A 25,676-nucleotide genomic window follows, 5' to 3' on the forward strand; every position below is an offset into this window, starting at 1 on the left:
ATGGACGACTATCAATACGACTGTCCGAGCGCGGACATCGACATGCTCGCGCACGTCATCAGTGATCTATTCCCCGAACAGACGCAGTTTGCCGAGCGCATCGACGATACGGGCCGCACTTCGCTGATGATTCATTATGTGGCGATGCGCTTTGGCTCGACGGCCCGCCGCATCACCATCGACGTGCGCTTCGATCCCGCCGCGCTCGCCCGTTATCGCGCGATGCCGCCACGCATGCACGCGCGCAGCTATGCGGTGCTGCGCGCTTATGTCGAAGCGACGCTCGGCTCTTTGGAGGAGACGTACGCGAACGGCGAAACGGTGCCGCGCGAAGTGGAGATCGAGATGGGCGAGGATTTCGCTTGATCGAAGAGACTGAAACGTCGAGGCGCTGAAACGCTCACGCGTCGTGATAGACCTTCGCGAAGCGCGCCGCCTTGACGACGCCATAGTCGCCCGGCGCGTACTGCATGACCCAGTCGCCGGCATCGCCCGTGAGCATATCGCCGTGCGCTGAACGCGCAATGGTGAAGGGCGCGTCCATCTGTTTTGCGAGCACGATGCTCGGCCGGTTCCGGTACGTGCCCGGCTCACCATGCGCGATGCCGCCTTCGGGAAGATACTTCGCGTCGAACCGCTCGCGCGACACGACCCAGCGTTCGCCCGATGCGCCGGTCACGATCGCATCGCCGGGCGCATAACGGTTCGGCCCTTCGAGACTCATCAGTTCGCCCGCGGCGGCAGCGAATTCGACGGACACCGCTTCGTCCTTGACGACACGGCGTGCTGCGGGATCGGATGCGAGGTCGGGTTGCGAGAGCTTGAGCATGAAAAGATGATAGGCGATTGAAGGAGCGCGATCCTAACGGCAATCGCTGCAAACTGCAAAAATCCCGCATCGCGGACGATGCGGGCCTGACTTCGCTTGACTTCGCTTAACGTCGATGGACGCGCTTACGGCTTCGTCGCCGATGCCGCATCTGCGCCCGATGTATGAGGCGTCCGGTGTGCGTGTTCGCGTCGTGCGTGTTCGCGACCTTCCTGACGGAAACTCGTGTCGGCCAGCTTCTTCTGCTCGGGCGAGAGGCTCGTGTACAGCGGCTCGAACGCATCGACCAGACGCTTCGTGCCGTCCGCGTTTGCTTGCGTGATCTGCTGGTACTGCTTCATGTCGTCCAGCGCGGACATGCTGTCGCGCTGCGCGATGCGCTGACGGTACAGATCGGACATCGCGCGGGCGTTGTCGCGCATGGCGTCCGCGAAGGGCGCCCATTGCGCTTCCTGTGCCGACGTGATCTTGAGCTCCGCATGCAGTTTCGCAATGCGCTCTTCGACGCGCGCTTCTCGCTTGGATCCGGCCGGCGCGGATGCAGCCTTTTGCACGGCGGGTGCCGACACAGGCGCGGGTGCGGAAGGAGCGGACGCCTGAGCAAACGCTGCGGTAACGACGCATGACGTCACGATGGCGACGAGTGTTTTTTTCATTCGGGAAGTCCTTCGATCGATGGAAAAGGGAGGCGAGCCACGTCCTGCTGATGAGTGCGCTGAAAGGCTGTCGACAGCGCGGACGGGCTGTGTCGCCGTCGCCCGATATTAGTATCACGATTGGATAACGAAGCGCCTGCATTGCCACAACTGCTTACATTCGATACGTCTCTGGAAAAATCGAACGTTGCGGCGGCGTTTTGCATGCCGCACGCAAAATGCAAAAAGCGATAATCGACGCACAACGACAACGCAAAACAAAGGGACGAAATGAGACCGCCGCGCCTCGATCAACTGGACGACATCGACCGCAATCTCGTTGCGCTGCTGCAGATGAACGCGCGTGAAAGCGTCGCGAATCTCGCGCGGCAACTCGGCATCGCGCGCACCACGGTGATCGCACGCATTGCACGTCTCGAGAAAAACAACGTGATCGCGGGCTATGGCGTGCGGCTCGGGCAGGAGGTGCTCGATGCCAGCATCCAGGCTTATGTGGGCATCAAGATCGCGCCTAAGTACGGCCGCGATGTGCAGAAGCGTTTCGCACGTATGCCTGAAATTCAACTGCTGTGCGCAGTGAGCGGCGAGTTCGATTACGTCGCATGGCTGCGCGCCGATTCGCCGGATCGCCTGAACGATCTGCTCGATGAGATCGGCGCGCTGGAGGGCGTCGAGCGGACGACGACTTCGATCATCCTGGCGCGAAAAATCGACCGCGCCGGGTAGTTGGTCGACAAAATGCAAGTTGCACTCGTCAAAATGACGACAAACGTCGTCGATCCGCATCGTTTTGCGCCTAGGATCAATATTCGCGTCCTCCTAGACTGGTGGCATCCGCATCCACGAGAGGAGACGAAAAAATGAAAGTGGCTCTCATAGGCGCCGGTCTGATTGGCCAGAGCATCGCCCGCTTGCTGCGTGAAACCGGCGATTTCGACATCGTTGCATTCGATCGCGATGAACACGCGCTCGCCCAACTCGACGCGCTCGGCGTCGCGACGCGGCGCGTCGATTCCGCCGATACGCCCGCGCTGCGTCATGCGCTCACCGGCTTCGATGCGCTCGTCAATGCGCTGCCGTATTACCTTGCGATCAGCGTCGCGTCGGCGGCGAAAGCGGCGGGCGTGCATTACTTCGATCTCACCGAAGACGTGCGCGCGACGCATGCCATTCGCGCCATCGCCGACGATGCGCATACCGCATTCATGCCGCAATGCGGGCTCGCGCCGGGTTTCATCGGCATCGTCGCGCACGATCTGGCCAAGCGGCTCGACAACCTGCGTGACGTGAAGATGCGCGTCGGCGCGTTGCCCGAATTTCCAACTAACGCGCTGAAATACAACCTGACGTGGAGCATCGACGGTCTCATCAACGAGTATTGCCAGCCCTGTGAAGCCGTACGCGAAGGCCGCACGCAATGGGTGCAACCGCTCGAAGGCGTCGAACATTTCTCGCTCGATGGCATTGAGTACGAGGCGTTCAACACATCGGGCGGGCTCGGCACGTTATGCGAAACGCTCGCAGGCAAGGTTGAGACGCTCGATTACAAATCGGTGCGCTATCCGGGCCACCGCGACCTGATGAAATTCCTGCTCGATGATCTGCGCATGTCCACCGACCGCGACGGTTTGAAGGCCATGTTGAAACGCGCGGTGCCGTCGACCACGCAGGACGTCGTGCTGATCTTCGTTACGGTGACAGGCATGCGAGGCGGTCCCGGCGGCCAACTCGTGCAGAACGTGTTCACGCGCAAAATTTTCGCGAAGGAAGTTTGCGGCGCGCCGATGAGTGCGATTCAGATCACGACGGCCGGCGCGGTGTGCGCCGAACTCGATCTGTTCCGGGAAGGCGTGCTGCCGCAGAGCGGCTTCGTGCGCCAGGAGCAGGTGCCGCTCGAAGCCTTTCTGAACAATCGCTTCGGCAAGCTCTATGAAGGCGCGAACGCTCTCGCGACCGCGCGGCAACTCGCAGCCGCGTGATCAAGCCACGAGGCGCGCGAGCAAACGCGCCTCGTCTTCCGCCGACGCCGACGTGTTGTCGAACATCAGCAGATCGGCGGCGAGGGCGTCGTCGGGGAAGAACAAACGCTGGCGATACGCCTGCCAGTTTGCGAGCTTGTACGCATCGTTCGGATCGCCGCGCGCCATGATGCGCTCGTGCGCCACGTCTTCGTTGACGTGAACCCAGACCACGCGAATCGTTACATCGTCACCGACCCCTAGCCACGCGCGATCGAACAGCCGCCGCTCGCGCACCTCGCGGGAAAGCGGCGCGATCACAACCGCGCTGACACCGAGCGCGATGTTTTCGGCGGCCGTATCGACGAGACCGCGATACTCCGGGTCACGCAAATGCTCGATGAAAAGCGGGCTGTCGCGGTCATGCGGATCGCCGGTCAGCGCGCCGATCGCCGCGGCGCTGTACTCGCCGTACAGGGTGTCCTTGTCGAGCAGGCAGAAGGGCTTGCCGGTCGCATGCATCAGCGGGGCGAACAGGCGCTTGGCGAGCGTGGTCTTGCCGGTTCCCGCGTGACCGCAAAAGAAAAGCAGATGTTTCATGGGTTCGAAGTCAGCCCTCATTCTGTATGCGCTGATAACGGTTCATCAGCGGCGTCGACGTCATGCCATGCACGATGACCGACGCCGTGATCGCCGCGATGATGAACGGCACGAGCGGCGCAGCCACGGCTTTCGGCGCTTGCTCGATCGCGTAAAGCAGATAGTAGAACGAGCCGACACCGCGTATGCCGAACCACCCCATCAGCAGGCGCTGCGGACGTGATGCACACGCGCCGATGAGCGACGCTTCCACCGCAAGCGGCCGAACCACGAGAAAGAGCCCGGCAATGAGGATCGCCGCATGCCAGGTGAATAGCTCGCGCCACATCGCGCCGAGGACGGAGCCGACCATCAGCATGATCGTCACTTCCGCGATGCGTTCCAGTTCGATGGTGAAGCCGTGCACGCGCTCGGCCACGAATGCGTGCGCGCGCTCGGGATCGGCGGCGGTGGCGCTGACATCGTCGGCGTCGATCGTGCCGACCGCCTCGCGGGCAGACTTGTCGCCGCTTTTCTTCTGTTCGACGCGACGCATCGCGAGGCCCGCCGCGAACACCGCCAGAAACGCATACGCATGTAGCAACTCGGCCACGCCATACGAAAGCGCGATAAGTCCCAGCGCGTAGAAGCCTTCGGAGCCGAGCGCCTCGCCATGCTGCGTGCGCAAATAAGCGACGAGTCGCACGGTCAGGCCGCCGAGCAGCCAGCCGCTCGCCAGCGCGGCGAAGGTGCCCCACGCAGCCTGGAGTACGAAGTTCCAGTGCAGCGCATCGTCCGGTGAGGCTTCGTAGCGGCATACGGCGATACCGAGCAGCGCGAAGGGCATCGCGATGCCGTCGTTGACGCCGCCTTCGGCCGTTAGAGAGAACCGCAGCAGATCGGTGTCGCCGGGTTTTTCGATCTGCACGTCATGGGCGAGTACAGGATCGGTAGGGGCGAGCATCGCCGCGAGCAGCAACGACGATCCCCAACTCATGCCGAATGCGTACACACACAGGAACGTCAGTGGAACGATGGTCAGTACCATCGCGACGAAGCCGAGCCGCACAGGCAGTAGCCAGCGGCGATCGGTGGGCGGCACGCGCAACCGCAGTCCGACGGCGAACAGCGATACCAGCATCCCCACTTCGGTGACGAGGCGCAACACGGTCGCGTCGCCGTCGAGCTGGATATGCAGCAAATCGAAGCCAGCGGGGCCGAGCACTAAGCCGATCGCGAGGTAGCACATGGCGGTGCTGATCGGCAGGCGCTTGAATGTCGAGCCGGCGAGCCCCATGAAGATGAGCACGCCGCCGACGACGAGAAACCAGATCGTCTCTGTCATTGAACGCCTTGGAGGCAGCGGGGTGAATGAACGCTAAATGAACCGGGCAGCACGCACCGTGCCCGTCGGCGGCGTTCGGCGTAAGATGGCCGGGCGTTTCGCACCCCATCTTGAACGCATCGTTCCGACGAATCACGTCGATGCACGCCACCGGAGGCTCACGCATGTCACAGCATTTCGATGCAGTCGTCATCGGTACGGGACAGGGCGGTTCACCGCTTGCCGTGCAGCTCGCGCAAAGCGGCAAACGCACGGCGGTGATCGAGCGGCACCTGTTCGGCGGGACCTGCGTGAACGTCGGTTGCACGCCGACCAAGACCTATGTGGCGAGCGCGCGGGCGGCGCATGTCGCGCGCACGGCGTCCCGATATGGCGTCGATATCGGCGGCGAGATCACGATCGACATGGCGCGCGTCAAGGCGCGCAAGGACGAGGTCATCGGTGCGTCGCGCGATGGCATCGAGAAATGGCTGCGCGGCACGCCGAACATGACCGTCTTCAAGGGGCATGGCCGGCTTACGGGGCCGCACGCGCTCGAGATCACAAGCGATGACAGCGCGACGCAGGACATCGACGCCGACATGATCTTCATCAATACGGGCACGCGTGCGACCGTTCCGCATATCGACGGGCTGGACAGTGTCCCGTATCTCACGAACTCGACGATTCTCGAACTGACGGAGGTGCCCGAGCATCTCGTGATCGTCGGGGCGAGTTACATCGCGCTCGAATTCGGGCAGATGTTCAGGCGCTTCGGCAGCCGCGTCACGCTGCTCGTGCGCGGCGATCGCATCCTGACGCGCGAGGACGCCGACATCGCCCGGGCGATGCAGGACGTGCTCGTGCGCGAGGGCGTCGAGTTTCGCTTCGGCGCGCAAGCCGAGCGCGTAGAGCGTTCGGGCGAAGGGCTGCGCATTTCGCTTGGCGATGAACCGATCGTTGCGTCGCATCTGCTTTTCGCCACCGGACGCACGCCGAATACCGATAACCTCGGTCTCGATAGAGCGGGCATCGCGGTGAACAGACACGGACTGATCGACGTGGACGGCCAGTTGCGCACGAACGTCGAAGGCGTCTGGGCGATCGGCGACGTCAACGGGCGCGGCGCGTTCACGCATACATCGTGGAACGATTACGAGATCGTCGCGGCCAATGTGATCGACGGAGAGTCGCGCAGCGTCGATACGCGCATCATGACCTACGCGGTGTTCGTCGATCCACCGTTCGCCCGCGTCGGCATGAGCGAAGAAGAGGTGCGGCAGGACGGCAGGGACGCGCTGATCGCGACGATGCCGATGACGCGCGTCGGCCGTGCGCGCGAACGCGGCGAAACCGATGGTTTCATGAAGGCGCTCGTCGATGCGAACACGAAGCGCATTCTCGGTGCCGCGATCTACGGCATCGAAGGCGACGAGGTGATCCACACGTTCGTCGACATCATGAACGCCGATGCACCGTACACCACGCTGCAACGCGCGATGCACGTGCATCCGACGGTGAGTGAACTGGTGCCGACCTTGCTGGGCGATCTGAAGCCGCTGCGCTGAACCGGATCAACGCGGTTCAGGCCTCCACGGGCGGCTTTTCCACTTCCGGCGCGGCATGCTCAGTGCGTGTTTCGGGCATCGCCAGCCAGACCAGCGCCACCGCCAGCGCGCCCGCTCCCGCGAGACCGAAGAAACTCATTGCCGTCCCGAAGCGATCGGCGGCAAAGCCCGCCGCCGCCGTAGACAGCGTCGCCCCGACGCCCGCCGCGAGGCCGAAAAAGCCGATCGTGAGGTTGTAATGCCCGCGCCCGCCGGCGACGTCGGCAGCGATGAGCGGCAGCATCACACCGAACACGGCCGCGCTGATGCCGTCGAGCATCTGCACCGGTACCAGCAGGTATGGGCTGCTCACGCCCGCGAACAATAGCGCGCGTATCGGCAGCGCGCAGAAACCGAGGATCAGGATCGGACGACGCCCCCATTTCTGCGCCTGCCGCCCGACCCACGGCGACAATACCGCGACGATGAACTGCGGCACGATGATGCACGCGGCGATCACGAGTTGAACGTTGTCGCCCATGTGCGCCGTGACCTCGCCGGCGGCGAGATTGAGCATCGCCGCGTTCGACAGATGGAACAGCACCACGCACGCCGCAAAAATCAGCAGACGCCTGTCCTTGAGCAACTCGCGCAGCGATTCGCGCTCTTCGCCTTCGGGCGTGAGCTTCGGCTTGCCGGGCGACGTGCGCGGCACGACGGGCGGCGGCTCGTAGTGAATCATGCGCAATGCGACGATCGCCGGCAGCGCGAGCGCCGCCGTCAGAAAGAACACCGAGCGCAGCGACAGATATTCGCCGAACGCGCCCATCAGCGCCGCGGTCAGCGCACTGCCGATCGATGCCCAGCGCGCATTGCGGCCGAGCCGGTCGCCGAGATCGGCGCGCGAGACGAGGGCGAGCGAGATGGCGGCCATCGCCGGGACGAGCATGCAGCTCGCGAAGCCGTGCAGCACTTCGGCGGCGAACACCGGGACGAAGGTCGGGCTCGCGGCGAGCAGCAGCGCACTCAGGATGATCGCGATGATTGCCGAAAGCGCCGCGAACTTCTTGTTGCGCATGGCATCGACGAGCGCGCCCGCGGGAAGCTGGCTCGCCATCGCGGTGATCGTGCCGACGGACAGCATCAGGCCGATCTCGCCCTGCGTCCACTTGTGGGCGGCGAGATACGACGCGATGAAAGGGCCGAAGCCAGTCTGCACGTTGGCGACGAAGAAGTTCAGCCAGTCGAGCGCACGCAGACTTCGTGCAATTACCATGTCGTGATTCTGTTATCCATGTCGTGATCCGTTTATCGGGCGGGCCGCGCGCCCGACGAAGAAGCCTGCGCCGCCACCGAGCCCGAGGCGGTCGTGCCGGAAGGCGTCGAGCCCGCCGGGGCCGAAGCCGCGGCCGTCGCCGATGAAGCCGCTACCGGTGCGACCGGCGACACGATCTTGATGGGCTGCTCGGGCCCGTAGGTCGGCGAGGCCTTGAGCTGTGCGTCGTTGAAATCCATTTGCAGCGCGAGCTGCTTGTTGCGCGAGACGACGTGCAGATCGCCCCAGTTCACCGCAACGTGACGTTTATCCGCTGCAAGTGAACTCGACAGGTCCACGACGAGCGCCTGAGGCTGAGCCTGCGAGTCGACCAGCACGTCGACCACGCGTCCGATGCGCGCGCCGCTTTTTTGCGTGACCGTCGAATCGACGAGCTGCATGAAACCCGGCGGCGTCTCGCTGACGGGCTGCGGCTTCGGCGCCGGGTCCGCAGGCTTGCCCTTCGCGGGCGGCGGCGGAGGCAGAAAGGTAATCGGCGCGGTCTTCGCGTTGGGCGTAAAGCGGAAGGCGGTCCATGGGAAGTTCACCTTGCGATCGCCGACGCCCAGAAAACCCGACAGGTTCACCATCAGCAGCTTCGGCTTCGCCGAGGTATCCACGTACAAGTCCACCGCGCGGCCCACGACCTTGCCGTCCGGGCGCTGCACTTCGGCGTCGAGAAGGCCGTGCAACTGGTCGTGCTGCATGATGCGCGTCGAAATGATCTGTGGCGGCGGCGGTGGCGGTTCCGGCGGCTCGGTTGGCGTCGCGATGACCGGCTCCTGCGGCTTCGGCTTCACGACCCGGCGCTTGGGCTTCGGCGGAGGCGGAGGCTTCACGGCCGACGCGGGCTCCGGCACGGCGACAGCAGATGCGGGCTCCTCGACATCGGCGATTTCGGTTTCGTTCGGAGCCGGGATGTACGAGTGCTCGACGATGGGCGCGGGCGTCTGCTGCGGAAAGATGCCGCACGCCGACAGCGCGCACGCGGCGAGCACGACGAAGCCGGTCGAGAGCCGCGACAAGCCGGCGATCAGGCGCGATGCGGCGCGCCATGCACGCTGTATCCAAAAGGGCGCAGCGAACGCCGCATGGCCGGTCGAGATACCGCCTGTCATCACAAGAGCTCCATCTATCCGTGCCGCCTTCCTGGTTTGCATTTTGTCGACCAACGCGGCGAGCGCGGCCCCGTGTCCTTCGCCGATCAGCCGCCGGGTGATGCGGGACGATTCGCGAGCTGCGCCGCCGTATCGCCCGCGCCCATTTTCTGCGCGAAGTCGCGGGCGGACAGGCCGCCCTGATCGCGCGCATCAGGATTCGCACCGCGCGCAATCAGCAGGTCGACGATCTCGACGCGATTGAACATTGCCGCGATCATCAAGGCGGTGCGCCCGTCGGGCGATGCGCCTTCTACGTCCGCGCCATGCGCGAGCAATGTTTCGATCACGTCTTTGAAGCCCTTGAACGCCGCCCCCGCGATCGGCGTCTGGCCGTTGTCATTGCGCAGGTTCGGATCGGCCTTGTGTTCCAGCAGCACGCGCACGGCGTCGGCATGGCCGTGGTAGCTCGCGAGCATCACGAGGCTATCGCCCTTGTCGTTGAGCAAGTTGGGCGGCAATCCTTTGTGAAGCAGGGCGTCGAGCATCGGGGCGTCGCCCCGGCGCGCAGCGTTGAAGACTTCGGCTGCGAACGCGATGGTCTCTTCGTCGGGGCCTTCGCGTGGTGCTTGATGCGAATCGGCGTTAGGATCTTGCTGCATGTTTCGCTCCGATTTGGATACGCGGCGGTGCGCGGCCGGTTAGTCGTCATGCCTTCGACGATGCTGCCGCAGTTCAATCAGCGCTCGCGGAATCATCGGCAGCATACACAGGTTTGAACGCGCGCCGCACTTGCGGCGCGACAGCACGTTCTGCGCCACGGTTCATCGCGGCTTTGCATCGCTTGACGACGCGGCATGCGCGCCCTTAGGCTCGGTGACACTCTCCGCCTTCGAAACCGCTTCCCATGACGCAACCCCCCACGACTCCCGGCGACGGCGTACGCCGCCGCGCGCCCGCCGCCGAACGCAATCGCGATGCGATTCTAGCCGTCCTTGCACGCGTGCTGCCGGCGCGCGGCGTCGTGCTGGAGATCGCGAGCGGCACAGGACAACATGCGGTTCACTGCGCTGCCGCGTTGCCGGGCATCGTCTGGCAGCCGAGCGACCCCGACGCCGCCGCCCGCGACGCCATCGCAGCGTGGCGTGCGCATGCGGGTCTCGCGAATCTGAACGCGCCGCTTGCCATCGACGTGACGAGCGCCGACTGGGGCATCGGCGCGGTCGCGGCGATCGTATGCATCAACATGGTCCACATCGCGCCTTGGGAAGCGGCCGAGGCGCTCGTGCGCGGCGCGTCCGAACGGCTGAGTGCGGGCGGCGTACTGTACCTGTACGGACCGTATCGACGCAACGGCGCGCATACCGCGCCGAGCAACGAAGCGTTCGACGCCCAACTGCGCGCAACCAATCCATACTGGGGCGTTCGCGACATGGAAGCGGTCGAGTCGCTGGCAAGCCAGGCCGGTTTCGCGCTCGGGGAAATAGTGACGATGCCGGCGAACAACTTCAGTCTCGTCTTCATCAAACAGGCGCGAGCGCAAACGTAGCGGCCGGTCGCACCGAAAGGGGCGACGCCGTGTAGACTGCGAAGGATCGTTCCATTGCGCCGGCACGTGAACCGGCGCGTAATCCGATCTCCTTTCAACGGAGCGTTCTACATGCACGCAGCGTTGCCGCAAGGCGAGCAGGAAGCCGGTTCCATCGACACATCCGCAAGCCCGCCGCGCGATCTGCGCCGCATCGACATTCATCCCGATCACTGGTATCCGCTCGCGTGGTCGCGCGAAGTCAAGCGCAGGCACGCGCACGCGGTGCGCTTTGCGGGCGATCCCATCGTGCTCGTTCGCACGGAGTCGGGCAAGGTGTTCGCGCTCGAGGACCGTTGCGCGCATCGGCAGGTGCCGCTGTCGGCGGGCGTCGTCGATGGCGAATCGATCCGCTGCTGTTATCACGGCTGGACATACGACTGCACTGGCCGCTGTACCGACATTCCCTACCTCGGCCGCGAGCGCCTGCCCAATGGCGTGCGCGCGTATCCGTGCCGAGAAGAGGCGGGCCTCGTGTTCGTCTTCACGGGCGATCCGCAACTCGCCGATACCGCCCGGTTTCCGTCCCTTTCATCCGCAGCCGACAAAGCGTACAAGACCCGGCGCTTCGGGCAGGAAGTGAACTGCCATTACACGTTCATGCACGAGAACCTCATGGACATGAACCATCAGTTCCTGCACCGGCGGCAGATGGGCAGCATGCGGGCGCGGTCGGTCGGGCGCCGGCGGGGCGAGGACTGGATCGAGGTCGATTACACCTTCGCGCGCGAGGCGGGCAAGCAGCCGATCGGCGAGGCGCTCGTCTTCGGCCAGAAGCGCGGCGAGAAAACGGATCCGGCGCACAAGGACGTGATGACGATCCGCACTGAGTATCCGTATCAGACGCTCAAGATCCGCACGAAGGACGAGACGATGGTGATGGATCTGTGGATCGCCTACGTCCCGCTCGATGCGAAACAGCGTACCAATCGTACCTTCGGTCTGTTGTCGATTCGCCGCCCGAAGATACCCGTTCTACTCGATGCCGCGTGGCCGCTGCTCGTGTGGTTTACCGAGCGTATCTTCAAGGAGGATCGGTGGATCGTCGAACGTGAACAGGAAGCGCATGATCGGCAGGGCGCGGACCACAATCACGAGGTCTTTCCGGTCATCAACGAGCTGCGCGCCTTGCTGATGGACCACGGTGTACCGCATCGTGCCGCAGGCGTGCATGAGGTCGACGGCCGGCGCGTGCATCGCATCGTGCCGGTGGAGGAGTTGCCTGCATCCTGACCGGCCGTCATGCCGCGCGACACTGCGGCGCGGCATGCACGGATTGCGGCGGTTGCGCCGCGGCGCTATACATGAAGTTCGCACTAGCCACGGAGGCAGACCATCATGAACAGCGACCCGACCGAGCCGCGCGACACACGCTCGACCGAGCCCGATCTACAGGAGCCGCATCCGGACGTCGAGCATTTCGATGCGGCGATCACCCACGTCGACGAATCCGTCGCGGCCGGCAGGATGGCCGCCGGCGCGGCGAAGGGCATTCTCTACAGCCTGATCGAGACGCTCGGCACGCTCGTCGGCGATCCCGATCTGCCATCGCATGCGCGTTCCGGCTATGAGGGACTGCTGGAAACCGCGCGCGAGCTACGCGCCAGAATCGAGTAGTCATTCACTTTCGGGCGACGCGCGTTTAATCACGCGTCGCTCGCGTCGTATCGCCGCTGCTTTCCGACTGCTTACGAAGAAAATCCGCTTCGCTTATCGCAAGCGACGCTAACGGCTTTTGAATTCCACGTTCGCTTGTTCTTGCGTGGATGCCGTGTCCTCCACCAGATGCACCTCCGGAACGCCTGACTGACTCTCTGCAGAGCCTTCTGCGACGGCGCTCCCGCACGCGCCGACACTCTCCCGATGCCTCGTTGCTGTCAGGCTTTTGTCATGTTCGTGACCGAATGCCGAATATTTGCCTCCTCGCAAATACTGGTTAACCATGCGGTGAAAAAAAACGACACCACCGCGCGCGATTCTTTCGGATTCCATCGGTAAGCCATACACTTGCCAGCGATAAAAGTTACGGTCGATGTAACCGGAGAGCGTTGCCCGGTCCCGGTTTCGATGTCGGCCATGCACAGTTCGCCCATACCGCACGATGCAAGAGGAGAAGAAATGAAAGGCTTCAAAAAGACCCAGGCCGCGCTCATCGCCGCGACCGCATTCGCAGCCGCTGCACCGGCTTTCGCGCAAAGCAGCGTGACGTTGTACGGTATCGTCGACGACTCGATCGTTTATCAGAGCAGCCAGACGAATCTGTCGAAGACGGCGGCTGGCCGTTCCAACGTCAAGCTCGCGTCGGGCATCTGGGCGGGCAGCCGCTTCGGCCTGAAGGGCGCTGAAGACCTCGGCGGCGGCACCAAGGCAATCTTCCAGTTGGAGTCCGGCTTCAACATCAACAGCGGCGCGCAGCAGTACGCAAACGCGATGTTCGGCCGCCAGGCATGGGTCGGTTTGACGAACGCTGGATTCGGTACGCTGACGCTCGGTCGCCAGTACACCTCGTACTACACGCTGATGGCGCCGTACAGCCCGACCAACTGGCTGACGGGTTACTTCGGCGCGCACCCGGGCGATCTGGACGAACTGGACACGATCTACCGCGCGAACAACTCGATCGTCTATACGTCGCCGAAGTTGTACGGTTTCACTGTCAGCGGTTCGTACTCGCTCGCAGGCGTGCCTGACAGCGTGTATCAAGGCTCGACGTGGTCGGCTGCGATCCAGTATCAGCAAGGCCCGATCGGCGGTACGGTCGCGTTCACGCGCATCAACAACTCGACGGTTGGCGGCGGCGTCTACGGCGACGCTTCGACGACCAACACCGCAGGTCAGTCGGGCGTGTCGGCCGTGACCAACGGTTACCAGGGTGCGCAAGCGCAGAACCGCTTCGCGGTTGGCCTCGGCTACACGTTCAACAGCGCGTGGGACATTACCGCGACGTACACGAACGTTCAGTACATTCCGGGCATCAACTCGAAGTTCACCGATGAAGCCGTCTTCAATACGGCCGGCACGGTGCTGCACTGGAAGGCATCGTCGGCATGGGATTTCGCGGCCGGCTATAGCTACACCTGGGCAAGCAAGGCGAACGGCATCTCGGATGCAGCGTCTTACCACCAGTTCAATCTGTCCCAGTACTACTCGCTGTCGAAGCGTACTGGTCTGTATGCACTGCAAGCGTTCCAGCGCGCCAACGGCCGCACGCTTGCAACGCCGACGTTCACGCCTGCCGGTGCGGTCAACCGCCAGACCGACGCAAACGCGACGATCGGCGACGGCTTCAACAGCACGCCGTCCGCATCGCGCAGCATGTTCGCAGCAGGCGTGGGCATCATCCACCGCTTCTAAGCCTTACTCGCTTCACGAGAAAACCGGACGCCACGGCGTCCGGTTTTTTTTTGCCCCGACGCCTCGCGCGTCAGATGAACATGCCGCCCGACACCTCCAGGCGCTGCGCGGTCATCCATCGATTGCCCTCGGACAGCATCGCCGCAATCGCACCGCCGATGTCGTCCGGCACGCCCGCGCGCCCGAGCGCCGTGTTCTGCGCGACGAACTCGTTTACGTCCTGATCGTCGCGCACGGTTCCGCCGCCGAAATCCGTTTCGATCGCCCCCGGCGCAATGGTATTCACCGTAATGCCGTGCGGACCGAGTTCCTTCGCGAGATAGCGGGTGAGCACTTCGATGCCGCCTTTCATCGCGGCGTACGCAGCGAAGCCCGGCAGCGCGAAACGCGTCAGTCCGCTCGACACGTTCACGATGCTTCCTTCCTCGTGCAGGTACGGCAGCAACGTCTGCGTCAGGAAGAACGGTCCCTTGAGATGAATGTCGACGAGCCTGTCGAACTGCTCAGGCGTCGTATCGACGAAGGACGCATGGACGCCAATTCCCGCGTTGTTCACCAGAAAATCGAAGTTGGTGCGCTCGAAGGTCTGGTCCAGCGCCTTGCACACTTCATCGCCGAAATCGCTGAAGGTTTCGGATCGGCTGACGTCGAGCTTCAGCATCGCGCACTTGCAGCCCAGTTCTTCGATCTCGCCGGCTACTGCCTCGGCTGACGCGGCGTCGCTGTTCCATGTGCCGATGATGCCGACACCCTGTTGCGCGAGCTTCAGCGCGGTGCTGCGTCCGAGTCCGCGGCCGGCGCCTGTGATGACTGCGACCTTTGAGCTCATGTATCCGTCCACTGGCTGCTCCTTTTGCGTTGCGTTGCGTTGAACACTGCACGAACTGTAGAACGGCCAGGCGCTCAAGGGAACTCCGCGCGATGCTGCACTGCATCGTGCGCGGGCGCGTGCCTTGCTGGTTGGCTTCGATCAACGCATCGAAGGAGAATTCGCGATGACTTCAGAAGACAACTCGAAACAGGGCAGTTCAGTGCAAGGCAGCGACGCCCCCGGCTTCGCGCGTCCTTTCCGGCTTTTCGCGGTAGAGCAGCGTGTACTCGCGCAGAACGTCGACGGCAAGGTGATCGACATCGGCGCAATGGATTCGAGTAACGGCCAGTTCTGCGCGCGTCTCGATGTCGACGAAATCGCCGTCGAGCCGAAGCGCAGCCCCGAGCTTGCGCTCAAGGCGCTGGTCGACAAGCTTACGTTCGACTACCTCGATGGTCTTTTCACGAGCGAGGGCGAAGCGGAAGTGAGCGGGCGCCTTCAGGACTTCCCGAACGTCGAATTCGAGCTCGACGAAACCCTGCCACGCGATATGGTCGATCGCACGCCGCCTCACATTTTCTGATGCGAGGACACCTGCCTTACTGACCGAGCGGCAAACCGCGCAGTTGCTCGCGCAAGGCGGGATACGAATCGAGGAAGCCGGGCGCATCGAGCCGATCGAACAGGCTCGGATCGATTGTTTCGTTCAGCGCCGCGCCGGCTGCGCGCGGCTCTTTCTGGCAGACATCGCGAAGCAGCGGGTTCTTGCTGGTGAACTCGGTGTAGGAATCGATCGGCTCCGACGCATACGCGGCATCGGGGATGGTTAACGGTTTGTCGAACGTAAGGCCGTGCGATTCCGCTTTTTGCCGCAGCCATTCGGCGGGAATCAGCGGCAGCAGGTCGGCCGGATCGCGGGGCGGGCTGACGTAGCCGCCGCCCACATTTGCATGCGCGCCCGCAAACCAGCGCTGTTCGAGGGGCAGTGTGCCGCGAGCTTGCGCGCCCGGCGTCCACAAGGTCGGCTTGTAAAGAGAGCGGTATTCGTTGGCGGCGACCGCGTGATACGCGGCTTTTGTGCGGTTCGAGAGCGTGGTGTCGTGAAACCGGTAGTAGCTGGAAAAGCCGGGTACCGAGAGACCGCCGATCGGAATGCCGAGTTCGCCGACGGTATCCCACACGCCGATGAACGCGACATCGACTTCACGCGAGAATTGCTGCCGATACGCCTGTACCGATGCGTCGTCCGGACTGACGCCCTGATCGCGATAGATGCCGTAAGCCTGACGAATCGAATCGTTGCTCCAGTCGTTTGCCAGTCCGCATTTGCGGATCAGGCCGGCGAGACTGCGCGCCGAATACGCGCCGCGCGAGAACCCGAAGATATAAATCGATGCGCCCGGCCTGTACCGCTCGCACAACCATGCATAGCCGTGTTTGATGTTGTCGGAGAGGCCGTCGCCGAAGGCGCCGCCGAGAAATTTGTTCGCGAGAGAGAAGAGTCCATTGCCCTGCGTGCCGACGCCGGGCACATAGAGCGTTTCCTGTTCATCGGACTCGGGCGCAAGCTTGTAGAGGAGATACGCGTTGGTGCGGTCGTTCGGCTCGTTCCAGGTGCCATCGAAGAAAAGGGCGAGTTTCGTCATGTTGGTCTCCGGGGCGTGGCCTTGTGTCCTAACAGATAGGAAATCGGCGCCCGGCATGCAAGCGCTTCATGTGCGCCCGTTCACGAACGGCGTGACCGCGCTGGATTTTGTCGGAAACGACAGAGCGCGAGCCGTGTGGAAGTGCGATGCTGAGATTTACAGAGCAGTTTTTTCGTGGAGCGAATCATGCAAAAGCACTTCGCCCGAATTCTTTTGGTCGCTGCTGCATCGACCGCAGCCGCTGCCTATGCACGCGACGACGGACCGCGGTTCGCGCAGGACCGGCTCGACGCGCTCGTTGCGCAGCATGCGGAAGCGAAGCGGCGTATCGCGCCCGTAAAGCAGGACGCGCCGCCCGCCAGTGCTGCGGCGGAGCGCACGGACGGCGCTTCGTGACATCAGTTTGAGTGCTGCTGCGCGCAAGCCGGATTGAAAACCCGCTTCGTCGATGCCGGGTTGTTCGCGAGCTTTCCGACCGGCCGACGTGGCCGGGCCACGAGTTCGCCGCCGCAGTTGGGGCATTTCCCATTCAGCACGCGGGTCGCACAGTCCACGCAAAAAGTGCATTCGAATGAGCAGATTCGAGCTTCGGCGGAATCTGGCGGCAGGTCTTTGTCGCAACACTCACAACCAGGTCTCAACTCCAGCATGACGGTTTCCTGTTGATGGTCTCAGCGCGAGACGGTCGATGCAGCATAACAAGGTGAGCGTTTCCTGTTCGACTGTTTTGCATTCGGTATGCAAATTGCTGAGCTGCCGCGACGTTCCGCCGACTCCGTGCCGACGATCCTCCTCGCACAATCCACCCCGAGCCCATGATCAGGACCTTAGCCAGCACGATCCCCACGAAAGCCTTGTCCATTGCCGTTCTGTCCGCCTCCTTTCTTGCGGCAGGCTGTTCCAGCCTTGGCCCGTCACGCCTGAAGGCCGATCAGGTCGACTACGCCCGCGCACTCGGCGATGCGCAGAAGCGCGAAATCCTCGCTGCGATCGTCGGTCTGCGTTTTGCCGATGCGCCGTCGTTTCTGACCGTGAGCAGCATCATCGCGGCCTACAACTTCGATGCAAGCGGCGGTGCAATTCTGAATGCAGGATCGGGCGCGCAGCCGAACTATGCACAGGCGACGGGCAGCGTGTCGTATTCGAATCACCCGACGTTCACCTTCACCCCGACGACAGGCGACGCCTACGCCAGCGCCTACATCCGGCCGCTGTCGCCGACGCTCGTGCTGCCGCTCGCCGAGAGTGGCATGCCGATCGACTTGCTGCTGCGTATCACCGCGCAATCGATCGCGGGCCTGCAAAACGGCAACGCGCTCGGCGGGCCGAACGCATCGGGCGCGCCGGAGTTCTTCCTGTTGATTCAGGCGTTGAGGCGTTTGCAACTGGCGGGCGAACTGAACGTGGAATCGCGCAACGAGGACCACGCGGGGCGCGTGTATATCACGCTCGCCGCGACGCGCAGCGGCTCGAACAAGGCCACCGTCGACGATCTCGCGCTTGTCCGCAAGCTGCTTCATCTGTCGCCGAAGATGAAGACGTACGAGATCGTGTACGGCCAGTCGTCGGACAAGGATCGCATTCCGATGGTGACGCGCTCGGTATTCGGCATCCTGACCGATCTCGGCGCGCAGATTCCCGTGCCCGACGCGCAAGTCGGAACCGGCGCGACAAAGCCGACGATCGGGCTGATCGGCGGCGAAACGCGGCCGACCATCGTCGTGAAGGTCGGCGAGAAAGCGCCACAGGATGCGTACGTAAGCGTGCTCTACGACAAATCGCAGTACTGGATCGATCGGGGCGACTTCGACTCGAAGTACGCGTTCACTGTCGTGCAGAACCTGATGGCGCTCGCCGAAGTGACCGATACGTCGAAGGCGCCGGTGGTGACGATTCCGGCGAACTGACATTGCGTTTTGCATGCGGCATGCAGTACGCCGCATGCAAAACGCCTCCCTGACAGCCGGCTGACCGTTTCATGTCACGGGCGACAAGTTGTGCTCAGCAAGAGGTAAGGGTGATGCCGTGCCAAACCACGCTACGCAGCTTGACTGACGCCTTTCGACGCAAAGCACCGCATTGATCTAAAGAAAACCTTCCGCATAAACCCTCGCAACCGTTTGCGCGATTTGTTTTGTAAGCTTCATCTGTGTCATCGTGTCGAGACCATCGAGCAGGGCGAAACAACACAGCGCGCAGATAACAAACCCAACGGGGCAGGCGGAATTTCGATGTGGATCGTAAGACTCGCGCTCAGGCGTCCGTACACGTTTATCGTCCTGTCGCTGCTGTTGCTGATCATCGGCCCGCTCGTCATTCTGCGCACGCCTACCGATATCTTTCCGAACATCGACATACCGGTCGTCAGCGTCATCTGGAGTTACAACGGCCTGCCGCCGGATCAGATGGAACGCCGCATCACGCTGAACTACGAACGCGGTCTGTCAGTTGCGGTCAACGACATCGAACACATCGAATCGGAATCGTTGCCGGGCATCGCGGTCATTCGCATCTATTTCCAGCCGAACGCGAACGTCGATGAAGCTATCGCCGAGATCACCGCGCTCTCGCAGACGCAGTTGCGCTCACTTCCGCCCGGCATTACGCCCCCGAACATTCTGCGCTTCAATGCATCGACGGTGCCGATATTGCGCCTCGCTTTGTCGTCGGCCGAACTCACGGAACAGCAACTTTATGACTTCGGCAATAGCTTTCTGAAGACGCAGCTTGCGACCGTGCAGGGCGCATCCGTGCCGTTGCCGTATGGGGGCAAACAGCGGCAGATCATGGTCGATATCGATTCACAAAAGCTGCAGGCCAAGAACCTCGCGCCGACCGATGTCGTCAATGCAATCAGCGCGCAGAATCTGATCTTGCCCACCGGCACGACGAAGATCGGTTCGATGGAATACTCAGTCGGCCTGAACGCAAGCCCGAGCACGCTGGAAGGACTCAACGACATCCCGATCCGCACCGGCCCCGGCGGCACGATCTACATCAAGGACGTCGCGCATGTCCGCGACGGCTTCCAGCCGCAGACCAACATCGTGCGCGTCGACGGCACGCGCGCATCGCTTCTGACGATCAACAAGAGCGGCAACGCATCGACGCTCGATATCGTTGCGCGCGTGAAGAATCTTCTGCCCACCTTGCGCGGCATGGTGCCTGAATCGCTGAAGATAGAGCCGGTCGCGGACCAGTCGTTGTTCGTGCGCGCATCGGTGTCCGGCGTGCTGCGCGAAGCGGTCATCGCAGCCGGATTGACCGCGCTGATGGTGCTGCTCTTTCTCGGTAGCTGGCGCGCGACGCTCATCATCGCGATCTCCATTCCGCTATCGATGCTGACGTCGATCGTCGCGCTCTCCGCAATCGGCCAGACGATCAACATCATGACGCTGGGCGGGCTTGCGCTGGCCGTCGGCATTCTCGTCGACGATGCGACGGTCGCGATCGAGAACATCAGTCAGAATCTGGAGCAGGGCAAGGAACTCGAACAGGCCATTCTCGATGGCGCACAGCAGATTGCGGTGCCGACGCTCGTCTCCACGCTTTCCATCTGCATCGTATTCATTCCGATGTTCCTGCTCACCGGCGTCGCTCATTATCTGTTCGTGCCGATGGCCGAGGCCGTCGTGTTCGCGATGCTCGCGTCGTACTTCTTCTCGCGCACGCTCATTCCGACACTTGCTAAGTATCTGCTGCGTCATCACGAACACATGGGCGGCGATGTCGAATCGATGAAGGGTTCGCGCAATCTTTTCGTGCGCATTCATCTGGGTTTCGAGCGGCGTTTCGAAGCGGTGCGCGGCCGATATCGCGCTTTTCTCGAAGCGCGGCTCGCGCATCCGGGCCGCTTTGCATCGCTCTTTCTCGCGTGCTGTCTGCTCTCGCTTGCGCTCGCGCCGTTCCTGGGACGCGACTTCTTTCCATCGGTCGATTCGGGCGTCATCGCGATGCACATGCGAACCAAGACAGGCACGCGCATCGAAGAGACGGCCGTGCTGACCGACCGCGTCGACAATCGCATACGCGAGCTAATCCCTCGCAATGAGATCCGCTCGATCATCGACAACATGGGTTTGCCGGTATCGGGCATCAATCTCTCGTATAACAACACGGGCACCGTGAGCACCGCCGATGCGGACGTGCTCATCAGCCTCAACGAAGATCATGCGCCGACCGACGACTATATCCGCATGCTGAGAAGGCGCTTGCCGCAAGAGTTTCCCGGCGTGACGTTCTCGTTCTTGCCCGCCGATATCACGAGTCAGATCCTCAACTTCGGCTTGCCCGCGCCGATCGATATCGCGATCACCGGGCGCGACGTGCGCGGCAACCGCGACTTCGCGAATCATTTGCTCGAGAAGATACGTCGCGTCCCCGGTCTCGTCGATGCACGCATTCAGCAGCCCTCCGATCTTCCATCGATCAATGTCGAAGTGGACCGCACTAAAGCGTTGCAAGCGGGATTCACACAGCGCGACGTCGCGAACAATCTGCTCATCACGCTGTCGGGAAGCCAGCAAACGACGCCGACGTTCTGGCTCAATCCGGTCAATGGCGTGAGCTACAACGTGATCACGACGGCGCCGCAATACGACATGAATTCACTGCAATCGGTGGCCAATATTCCGGTGACGTCGGCGAGCGGCAAGACGAATATTCTCGGTGCGCTGGCCTCGCTTTCGCGCAGCTCGCGCGATGCAGTCGTCTATCACTACAACGCGCAGACCACCATCAATCTCTATGCGACGACGGAACGCCGCGATCTGGGTGCGGTATCCGACGACGTGCAACGCATCATCGATGAATCGCGCGGACAATTGCCGAAGGGATCGTCCATCGACATACGCGGTCAGGTCGAAACGATGAACACGTCGTTCTCGGGTCTCGCGCTCGGGCTGATTCTCGCTGTCGTGCTGGTGTATCTGCTGATCGTCGTGAACTTCCAGTCGTGGCTCGATCCGTTCATCATCATCACCGCGTTGCCGGGCGCGCTCGCGGGCATCGTGTGGATGCTGTTCCTCACGCATACGACGCTGTCGATTCCCGCGCTCACCGGCGCCATCATGTGTATCGGCATTGCGACCGCCAACAGCATTCTCGTCGTGAGCTTCGCGCGTTCCGCGCTCGACGAGCATGGCGATGCCCTGCGTTCCGCGCTCGAAGCGGGCTATACGCGGTTCCGTCCCGTGCTGATGACCGCACTCGCGATGATGATCGGCATGGTGCCGATGGCGATCGGGCTCGGCGAAGGCGGCGAGCAGAATGCGCCGCTCGGGCGCGCGGTGATCGGCGGGCTGATGGTCGGCACCGTGGCGACGCTGTTCTTCGTGCCCGTCGTGTTTTCGATGGTCTACAAGCGCATCGAGGCACGCAAGGAACGCGACGCAGGCATGCAGAAAGCACATTCCTGAATAGACGGAGCATGAATGGAAGAGCAGTTGACGCAACGTTCGGCGACCGGCAGGCGAGGACGCCTGTGGCTCGTGATCGCGCTGTTGATCGTGGCCGGCATCGTCGCACAGGGCATCTGGTCGCGCCATGCCGAGCACGCGGAACTTCAACGCGATGCAGCCGAGCACGGCATGCTGACGGTCGAAGTCATCAAGCCCACGCAGATGAAGCCGACGCAGGACCTGTTGCTCGCCGGCGATATCCGCGCGTTTTCCGATGCGCCGATCTTCGCGCGCACCAGCGGTTATCTGAAGCGCTGGACCGTGGACATCGGCAGCAAGGTGAAGAAAGGCCAGTTGCTTGCGGAGATCGATGCACCCGAGATCAACGATCAACTGCGTCAGGCGCGCGCCGATGCGCAGACCGCTCGGGCGAACTATCTGCTCGCTAAAAGCACGGCGGAACGCTGGGCGCAGATGGCGAAGAACAATTCGGTATCGCGTCAGGAAACCGATGAGAAGAACGGCGACATGCTCGCAAAAGAGGCGTCGCTGAATGCGGCGCAGGCGAACGTGTCGCGGCTTGAACAGCTCGTCTCGTTTCAGAAGATCTATTCGCCGTTCGATGGCGTCGTCACCGCGCGCAACACGGATGTCGGCCAGTTGATCGATGCGGGCAGCGGCGCGGCGGGCCGCGAGTTGTTCCATGTGCAGGACGCCACGACGCTGCGTGTATTCGTCGATGTGCCTCAGACGTATGCGCGCATGGTGACAGTCGGCATGCCGGCGGAATTGCTGTTGAACGAGGATCGCAATCGCAAGTTCGAAGGCGTGACGGTGCGCACGGCCGGTGCGGTCGATCCGGTCGCGCGCACCATGCGCGTCGAGGTCGACGTGAAGAACCCGACCGGCGAATTGCTCGCGGGCGCTTATGCGCAAGTGCGTTTTCATCTGACGAGCGCGACGGCGTCTTACACCTTGCCCGGCAATGCGCTGTTGTTCAGACCGGACGGCGTGCATGCGGCGAGCGTCGATGCGAACAATCGCGTGAAGCTGCTGCCCATTACGCTTGGCACCGACTACGGCACGCGCGTGTCGATCGTATCGGGGTTAAAGGGCGATGAGCGCGTAATCGTGAATCCGCCGGACTCCATCGTCGATGGTGCCACGGTGCGCATCGGGCAGGCGCATGTGAAGAAGAGCGGTCAGGCATCATGAAGCGCATGCATGCGGGCTTCACGCTGTCGCTGTTGTCCATGACGATGGCCGCCTGCACGGTCGGTCCCGATTACGTTCGGCCAGATGTGACGACGCCGGCTTCGTTCAAGTCATCCATACCGGCGGACGTACCCGTATCGACGCAAGACTGGAAGCCTGCGCAACCTGCGGACGCGATGCCGCGCGCACCGTGGTGGGAAGTCTATGGCGATCTGCAACTGAACGCGCTGGAAGAGCGCGTGGCCGCTTCGAATCAAACGGTGGCTGCCGCAGCCGCGCGTTATCGCGGCGCGCGTGCAGCGGTGCGTCAGGCGCGCTCGGCGTTCTTTCCGACCATCACGGCCAACGCGTCGTTCAATCAGTCGCGGGTATCGTCGAATGTGTCGTATCGATCGAGCGCGGGCGTGACCGTGCCGGACTATCTCGTCGAGGCGCAAATCTCATGGGAGCCGGACCTGTGGGGCCGCATTTCACGCGCGGTCGAAGGCGGGCAAGCGGAAGCGCAGGCGAGCGCGGCGGACCTGCAAAACGCCATCCTTTCGATGCAGGCGGAACTCGCGACGAACTACTTCGATCTGCGCGGCACGGTCGAAGACGAGCGCCTGCTCAAGGAGACGCTGCAAGCCTACGAAAAGGCGCTTGCATTGACGCGCGATCGCTTCGCGGGCGGTGTGGCGGCGGAATCCGATGTGGCGCAGGCGGAGGAGCAGTTGCGCGCAACGCAGGCGCAATTGATCGAGCTTGAAACCACGCACGCGAGTCTCGTCAATGCGATCGCGATTCTCATCGGCGAACCGCCTTCGACCTTCGCACTCGACGTCGCGCCGCTCGATGCGGATCATGTGCCGCATCCCAGCGCGGCGCTTGCCGCGTTGCCGCTGTCGGTGCCATCGGCGTTGCTGGAGCGCCGCCCCGATGTGGCGGCGGCCGAACGGCGCGTCGCTCAGGCGAATGCGCGCGTCGGCGTCGCAACGGCCGCATTCTTTCCCAACCTGTTGCTGGCCGCGACCGGCGGTCTCGAAGCGACGCGCTTCAGTTCATGGCTGATGGCGCCGAGCCGCTTCTGGTCGCTGGGGCCGCAACTCGCCTTCACGGCGCTCGACTTTGGCGGCCGCGCGGCAGCCCGCGATGCGGCGCGTGCCGCATATGACGAGAGCGTCGCGGATTATCGGCAAACGGTGCTGACCGCGTTCGGTCAGGTCGAAGACAACCTGAATGCGCTGGACGTGCTGCGTCGCGAAGGCGAAGCCCAATCGCAAGCCGTCGATGCCGCGAAGCGCGCGCTCGACAAGATCGGCAATCGCTATGAAAACGGGGCGATCACGTATCTCAACGTTGTCGTGACGCAGGCCACCGTGCTGTCGGATCAGCGCGCGGCGGTGCGTATCCAGCAGCGCAGAATGGCTGCGAGCGTTGCGCTGGTGAAGGCGTTGGGCGGGGGATGGAGCGCGGACAGCTTGCCTCGCGCCGATGAAGTGTCGGCGCGAGAGTAAAGCATTGCGGTGCGCTCAGGCGCGTTTGCGTGGCCGGCAAATCATGAAGTATCGCGAACTAATCCACCACGGCGCATGCGGGACAGGACTCACGTGCACGGCTTCGATGGCGAAGCGTTCGCCGACGATCGCGCGCAGCTCGCGGAAATCGAAGCCTTTATGCGTGGTGCGCGGATTCTCGGGTCGTTGCACCCGAATGCCGATCATCGACTTCAGCACTTCGGCGGGCGAGTACTCGGACTTCAGCGAGCGGCTGCGAATCATCCAGTTCGATACTTTCGGGGCGATCGCGAGACCGTACATGATCGGCACGGAAATCAGCAGCGCGCCGTGCGGCTTGAGGATGCGCGCGGCGTCGTCGAGCAGGGCGTCGAGCTCGCTTTCGTACAGATGCTCGCAGACTTCGAACGACGTCAGCACGTCGACACTGTGCGGTGCCACGCCATCGAGCGATTCCGCGTAACGGACTTCAGGAAACGTCGGCGCCATGAACTTGTCGTGACCGATGAGCGTGATGTCGGGCCGCGCTTCACCGAGCGTATGCAGAAAGAGCCCCGGACCCGCGCCGAAATCGACGACCGTGCCGCGCATCGGGCAGAGGCCGGTGACGAGATCGGTCGCCATCGTCATTCGCGTGCGATGCGCAAAACGCGCGAGCGGATTGCCGGAATTGACGGTCTGTTCTGCGTATGAAATCTCGCGCATTCGAAGTCCCCTGTTTTTATTGACTCGTGATCGAATGATCTTTTTTCTGGCCGTTTTCGACGATATTGCAGCGACGCACAGTGCCGCGCAATCGCCGTCGGTAGGCGTTGCCCGCCTAACTTCTGCCGGTGTCCGCCATCACGGTGTTCGTCTCAGGGGG

26 protein-coding genes are annotated in these 25,676 nt (G+C 62.9%); 14 read left to right on the top strand and 12 right to left on the bottom strand.

Features of this window, described 5'->3' with window-relative positions; translation table 11 throughout:
• On the top strand, nt 1-366 hold the full coding sequence (locus LDZ21_RS06370) for a DUF3022 domain-containing protein (protein WP_244794663.1): 366 nt from the start codon (nt 1-3) through the stop codon (nt 364-366).
• Nucleotides 367-400: 34 nt separating this feature from the next.
• Here LDZ21_RS06370 and LDZ21_RS06375 read toward each other — a convergent pair whose 3' ends face one another.
• Nucleotides 401-829 (bottom strand): PGDYG domain-containing protein, encoded by a 429-nt coding sequence (locus LDZ21_RS06375; RefSeq protein ID WP_244794664.1) that lies wholly within the window; start codon nt 827-829, stop codon nt 401-403.
• A gap of 125 nt (nt 830-954) precedes the next feature.
• Nucleotides 955-1,485 carry a Spy/CpxP family protein refolding chaperone gene (locus LDZ21_RS06380; protein WP_244794665.1) on the bottom strand — a complete coding sequence of 177 codons (531 nt, stop codon included), beginning with the start codon at nt 1,483-1,485 and terminating at the stop codon, nt 955-957.
• Nucleotides 1,486-1,755: 270 nt separating this feature from the next.
• On the opposite strand from LDZ21_RS06380, the gene LDZ21_RS06385 reads away from it, so the two are divergent.
• Together LDZ21_RS06385 and LDZ21_RS06390 are read left to right on the top strand one after the other, a co-directional pair.
• Entirely contained in the window at nt 1,756-2,211 is a 456-nt protein-coding gene (locus tag LDZ21_RS06385; RefSeq protein ID WP_244794666.1) for an Lrp/AsnC family transcriptional regulator, read from the top strand.
• 134 nt (nt 2,212-2,345) lie between these two features.
• Entirely contained in the window at nt 2,346-3,464 is a 1,119-nt protein-coding gene (locus LDZ21_RS06390) for a saccharopine dehydrogenase family protein (RefSeq protein WP_244794667.1), read from the top strand.
• Here LDZ21_RS06390 and LDZ21_RS06395 read toward each other — a convergent pair whose 3' ends face one another.
• Both LDZ21_RS06395 and LDZ21_RS06400 read right to left on the bottom strand, forming a co-directional pair.
• A complete protein-coding gene (locus tag LDZ21_RS06395) occupies nt 3,465-4,043 on the bottom strand; it encodes a P-loop nucleotide/nucleoside kinase family protein (protein WP_244794668.1) in 579 nt (192 codons plus the stop codon). It abuts the gene before it with no gap.
• 10 nt (nt 4,044-4,053) lie between these two features.
• Complete coding sequence (locus tag LDZ21_RS06400) at nt 4,054-5,367, bottom strand: cation:proton antiporter (RefSeq protein WP_244794669.1); 1,314 nt, start codon at nt 5,365-5,367, stop codon at nt 4,054-4,056.
• Nucleotides 5,368-5,531: 164 nt separating this feature from the next.
• Here LDZ21_RS06400 and LDZ21_RS06405 point away from each other — a divergent pair, with 164 nt between their 5' ends.
• Nucleotides 5,532-6,914, top strand: a complete 1,383-nt coding sequence (locus tag LDZ21_RS06405; RefSeq protein WP_244794670.1) for an FAD-containing oxidoreductase — start codon at nt 5,532-5,534, stop codon at nt 6,912-6,914.
• 16 nt (nt 6,915-6,930) lie between these two features.
• On the opposite strand, the gene LDZ21_RS06410 is transcribed toward LDZ21_RS06405, so the two are convergent.
• The 3 genes from LDZ21_RS06410 to LDZ21_RS06420 form a co-directional block, all read right to left on the bottom strand.
• Entirely contained in the window at nt 6,931-8,169 is a 1,239-nt protein-coding gene (locus tag LDZ21_RS06410; protein ID WP_244794671.1) for an MFS transporter, read from the bottom strand.
• 32 nt (nt 8,170-8,201) lie between these two features.
• Nucleotides 8,202-9,326 carry a PRC-barrel domain-containing protein gene (locus LDZ21_RS06415; protein ID WP_244794672.1) on the bottom strand — a complete coding sequence of 375 codons (1,125 nt, stop codon included), beginning with the start codon at nt 9,324-9,326 and terminating at the stop codon, nt 8,202-8,204.
• An 86-nt stretch (nt 9,327-9,412) separates the two neighbouring features.
• The gene (locus tag LDZ21_RS06420) at nt 9,413-9,967 is read right to left on the bottom strand and encodes an ankyrin repeat domain-containing protein (RefSeq protein WP_244794673.1); all 555 of its coding nucleotides are present in this window, start codon (nt 9,965-9,967) and stop codon (nt 9,413-9,415) included.
• 245 nt (nt 9,968-10,212) lie between these two features.
• Between LDZ21_RS06420 and LDZ21_RS06425 the strand changes: the two genes are divergently transcribed.
• The 3 genes from LDZ21_RS06425 (at nt 10,213) to LDZ21_RS06435 (ending at nt 12,510) form a co-directional block, all read left to right on the top strand.
• Nucleotides 10,213-10,854, top strand: coding sequence for a DUF938 domain-containing protein (locus LDZ21_RS06425; RefSeq protein ID WP_244794674.1), 642 nt, complete (start codon nt 10,213-10,215; stop codon nt 10,852-10,854).
• 111 nt (nt 10,855-10,965) lie between these two features.
• A complete protein-coding gene (locus LDZ21_RS06430) occupies nt 10,966-12,126 on the top strand; it encodes a Rieske 2Fe-2S domain-containing protein (protein ID WP_244794675.1) in 1,161 nt (386 codons plus the stop codon).
• A gap of 105 nt (nt 12,127-12,231) precedes the next feature.
• On the top strand, nt 12,232-12,510 hold the full coding sequence (locus LDZ21_RS06435; protein WP_244794676.1) for a hypothetical protein: 279 nt from the start codon (nt 12,232-12,234) through the stop codon (nt 12,508-12,510).
• A gap of 260 nt (nt 12,511-12,770) precedes the next feature.
• Here the strand turns inward: LDZ21_RS06435 and LDZ21_RS06440 are convergent, their stop codons facing one another.
• A complete protein-coding gene (locus LDZ21_RS06440; protein WP_244794677.1) occupies nt 12,771-12,971 on the bottom strand; it encodes a hypothetical protein in 201 nt (66 codons plus the stop codon).
• 40 nt (nt 12,972-13,011) lie between these two features.
• Here LDZ21_RS06440 and LDZ21_RS06445 point away from each other — a divergent pair, with 40 nt between their 5' ends.
• Nucleotides 13,012-14,247 (top strand): porin, encoded by a 1,236-nt coding sequence (locus LDZ21_RS06445; RefSeq protein WP_035966190.1) that lies wholly within the window; start codon nt 13,012-13,014, stop codon nt 14,245-14,247.
• 70 nt (nt 14,248-14,317) lie between these two features.
• Here LDZ21_RS06445 and LDZ21_RS06450 read toward each other — a convergent pair whose 3' ends face one another.
• A complete protein-coding gene (locus LDZ21_RS06450; protein WP_244794678.1) occupies nt 14,318-15,076 on the bottom strand; it encodes an SDR family NAD(P)-dependent oxidoreductase in 759 nt (252 codons plus the stop codon).
• Nucleotides 15,077-15,242: 166 nt separating this feature from the next.
• Here LDZ21_RS06450 and LDZ21_RS06455 point away from each other — a divergent pair, with 166 nt between their 5' ends.
• Nucleotides 15,243-15,641 carry a hypothetical protein gene (locus LDZ21_RS06455; protein WP_244794679.1) on the top strand — a complete coding sequence of 133 codons (399 nt, stop codon included), beginning with the start codon at nt 15,243-15,245 and terminating at the stop codon, nt 15,639-15,641.
• 16 nt (nt 15,642-15,657) lie between these two features.
• Here the strand turns inward: LDZ21_RS06455 and LDZ21_RS06460 are convergent, their stop codons facing one another.
• Nucleotides 15,658-16,704: a T6SS phospholipase effector Tle1-like catalytic domain-containing protein gene (locus LDZ21_RS06460; RefSeq protein ID WP_244794680.1), complete on the bottom strand. Its 1,047-nt coding sequence runs from the start codon at nt 16,702-16,704 to the stop codon at nt 15,658-15,660.
• Between the two features lie 186 nt (nt 16,705-16,890).
• Here LDZ21_RS06460 and LDZ21_RS06465 point away from each other — a divergent pair, with 186 nt between their 5' ends.
• Complete coding sequence (locus tag LDZ21_RS06465; RefSeq protein WP_244794681.1) at nt 16,891-17,100, top strand: hypothetical protein; 210 nt, start codon at nt 16,891-16,893, stop codon at nt 17,098-17,100.
• Between the two features lie 2 nt (nt 17,101-17,102).
• Here the strand turns inward: LDZ21_RS06465 and LDZ21_RS06470 are convergent, their stop codons facing one another.
• Nucleotides 17,103-17,354 carry a DUF1272 domain-containing protein gene (locus LDZ21_RS06470; RefSeq protein WP_075583154.1) on the bottom strand — a complete coding sequence of 84 codons (252 nt, stop codon included), beginning with the start codon at nt 17,352-17,354 and terminating at the stop codon, nt 17,103-17,105.
• A gap of 165 nt (nt 17,355-17,519) precedes the next feature.
• Between LDZ21_RS06470 and LDZ21_RS06475 the strand changes: the two genes are divergently transcribed.
• The 4 genes from LDZ21_RS06475 to LDZ21_RS06490 all read left to right on the top strand — a co-directional run bounded on the left by LDZ21_RS06475 (nt 17,520) and on the right by LDZ21_RS06490 (nt 24,811).
• Complete coding sequence (locus tag LDZ21_RS06475; protein ID WP_404980522.1) at nt 17,520-18,611, top strand: hypothetical protein; 1,092 nt, start codon at nt 17,520-17,522, stop codon at nt 18,609-18,611.
• A gap of 324 nt (nt 18,612-18,935) precedes the next feature.
• Nucleotides 18,936-22,121, top strand: coding sequence for an efflux RND transporter permease subunit (locus LDZ21_RS06480; protein ID WP_244794682.1), 3,186 nt, complete (start codon nt 18,936-18,938; stop codon nt 22,119-22,121).
• A 15-nt stretch (nt 22,122-22,136) separates the two neighbouring features.
• Nucleotides 22,137-23,318, top strand: a complete 1,182-nt coding sequence (locus LDZ21_RS06485) for an efflux RND transporter periplasmic adaptor subunit (RefSeq protein ID WP_244794683.1) — start codon at nt 22,137-22,139, stop codon at nt 23,316-23,318.
• Nucleotides 23,315-24,811 carry an efflux transporter outer membrane subunit gene (locus LDZ21_RS06490; protein WP_244794684.1) on the top strand — a complete coding sequence of 499 codons (1,497 nt, stop codon included), beginning with the start codon at nt 23,315-23,317 and terminating at the stop codon, nt 24,809-24,811. The genes LDZ21_RS06485 and LDZ21_RS06490 overlap by 4 nt, the downstream gene beginning before the upstream one ends.
• A gap of 15 nt (nt 24,812-24,826) precedes the next feature.
• Here LDZ21_RS06490 and LDZ21_RS06495 read toward each other — a convergent pair whose 3' ends face one another.
• Nucleotides 24,827-25,516 carry a class I SAM-dependent methyltransferase gene (locus tag LDZ21_RS06495; protein ID WP_244794685.1) on the bottom strand — a complete coding sequence of 230 codons (690 nt, stop codon included), beginning with the start codon at nt 25,514-25,516 and terminating at the stop codon, nt 24,827-24,829.
• Between the last annotated feature and the right edge of the window lie 160 nt (nt 25,517-25,676).

Origin of the sequence: Caballeronia grimmiae, from assembly GCF_022879615.1 — a bacterium.
GTDB lineage: Bacteria > Pseudomonadota > Gammaproteobacteria > Burkholderiales > Burkholderiaceae > Caballeronia > Caballeronia grimmiae.